The organism is Aeromonas sp. HMWF017, from assembly GCF_003061465.1.
Lineage (GTDB): Bacteria > Pseudomonadota > Gammaproteobacteria > Enterobacterales > Aeromonadaceae > Aeromonas > Aeromonas veronii.
Genome location: NZ_QAJD01000119.1, coordinates 4828 through 6749, shown reverse-complemented (window position 1 = coordinate 6749; position 1922 = coordinate 4828). Strand labels below are relative to the sequence as shown.

Genomic DNA, 1922 nt, shown 5'->3' with positions numbered 1-1922 from the left:
CGTGCTTCCAGTGCCGCCTGATCGATCTCCTGCGCCTTGCAGAGATCATCCAGATCGTCATAGCGATCACGCAGCTGCATATTGACGACGCTCAGCAGCATGTTGATATCCATGGTGGTGAACTTTTTCAAATCCATGATCACTTCTCCCGATCCAGCGATTGCAGCTGCTCGATGGCGGCGCTGACGCTGTGCAGATGCTGGCGGATCGCCTCGCGGGATTCGCTTGGCAGGTAGTCGGTCAGGGTATGTTGCCAGCTGCCAGCTTCGCTCTTGAGCTGCAGGAAGAGGGCGAGACCGGCATTGGTGAGGGAGACCAGGCTGATGCGTTTGTCCTGCTCGCTGCTTTCGGTGAAGATGATCCCTTTTTCGACCAGACGGCGGATCTCGCGGGAGATGCGCACCTTGTCCATGCCGCTCGCCTCGACCAGCTCTTTCTGGCTGATGGGGTAGTTGGGGCCGAGCACCATCATCAGGCGCCATTGCGGCACGGTCAGCTGGTAACGTTGTTCATAAAACTGTTCGAAGGTATCCCGTAGCATCTCGGCGGCATGTACCAACTGATAGGGCGGGTAGTGAGCGAGTAACGCTATGATTTTTGACATATTACACCCTGCTGTGACGGCTGCATCAGATGCAGTTTCTTTTGATACTTTGACATTGATGATACGAAACTCAAGCTGATTTGTCTGACCCGGTTGCGATGAAATGTGCGGTGGCGCACGCCCTCAAGGAAAAACCGGGTCTGACCGACGGGATTTTAAGCCATCGCTGTTCAGCCTTTACGCAACCAGATGAGGGCGTTCTGCTTGAGCCAGGCCTCGCGGGTGTGCAAGGCATAGAGCGCGGCCTCGTCGCGGCTGCCCGCTTGCCAGCTTTGCGGCTCCTGTTTGGGCAGCTTGCGCTGACCCAGCAGGCAGGCCGGAATGTGCGGGTTGGCCTCGATGGCGACCAGCAGGTGGGGCTTGGCTGCCTCGGCTCCCTCGGTGGCAAAGAGCATCAGCGCCTTGTTGTAGAGCAACCAGCTGGAGGCTTCATCGAAGCGCACCAGCAGGGTGGACAGCGCCTGCCAATCCCCTTGCAGTGCATAGAGGGTGGAGAGGTTGTAGCGGCAACCCGGTTCGTCGGCCACGCAGATGGTCAGCAGTTCCAGATACTCCGCTTTGGCTTCAGCCAGCTTGCCAAGGCGCAGCAGGCAGTCGGCGCGACCGGCTCTGGCGGCCAGCAGGGGGCGCAGCTCGGGAGCACTCCAGCCGTGGCCGGTGATTTGCTGCCAGAATGCCTCGTCAAACAGCGGAGTGGCATCGGCGATGATCTTCTCGAACCAGCCGAGGCGGGCCTGATGATCGCGGCAGCTGTCGGCCAGCTCGAACCAGCGCTGCCACTGCTGGGCCTGCTCGCCATTGATGGCCACATCGGCGCTGGGGGCGGCCTGATACTGGTCGAGGTTGAGCAACTGGTTGAGGGCGGTCTTCATGTTCTGGCGCTGGCGTTTGCAGAACTCGACAAAGGGGAGTTCGCTGGCGGCGGCGCTATAGAGCATCTGGGCCATCTGCTTGTCACGAAACAGGCTCAGCTCGGCGGCCAGACTGAAGCGGTACTGGGTGGTCGGGTCGTTCAAATCCTTCGGCTTGGGCCAGGTGGCAAAGCCCTGGCTGAAACCGTAGCACCACTGACCGAGGGGATGGCTCTGCTCGAACACCTGCTCCGGGTTATCGCTGGGCAGGCGGCATTGGCTAGGCAGGGCCAGCTGGGCGTCGTCGGCCTGGGCTTCCAGCTCGGCGATCAGGTGATTGAGGGCCTCTGCGCTCTTCTCATCCAGCTCGGCATCCTGTTCCAGCAAACCAGTCAGCGGGCGTTGCCAGTCAGGGGTCTCTGGCCCCACCAGACGGGCACAGAGAAAACCGTGCAGGGCCGGGTAGG

General features: G+C 60.7%; 3 protein-coding genes. All 3 read right to left on the bottom strand.

Translation table 11 applies throughout. From position 1 onward, the window contains the following. Positions 1 to 137, bottom strand: a 137-nt coding sequence (locus tag DBR30_RS11530; protein ID WP_108588356.1) for a DUF4250 family protein, incomplete at its 3' end; no start/stop codon positions are given. Positions 138 to 139: 2 nt separating this feature from the next. Beyond that, complete coding sequence (locus DBR30_RS11525; RefSeq protein WP_005336856.1) at positions 140 to 604, bottom strand: MarR family winged helix-turn-helix transcriptional regulator; 465 nt, start codon at positions 602 to 604, stop codon at positions 140 to 142. 170 nt (positions 605 to 774) lie between these two features. Continuing rightward, the coding region (locus tag DBR30_RS11520; RefSeq protein WP_108588357.1) for a UPF0149 family protein at positions 775 to 1922 on the bottom strand (1148 nt) is incomplete at its 5' end.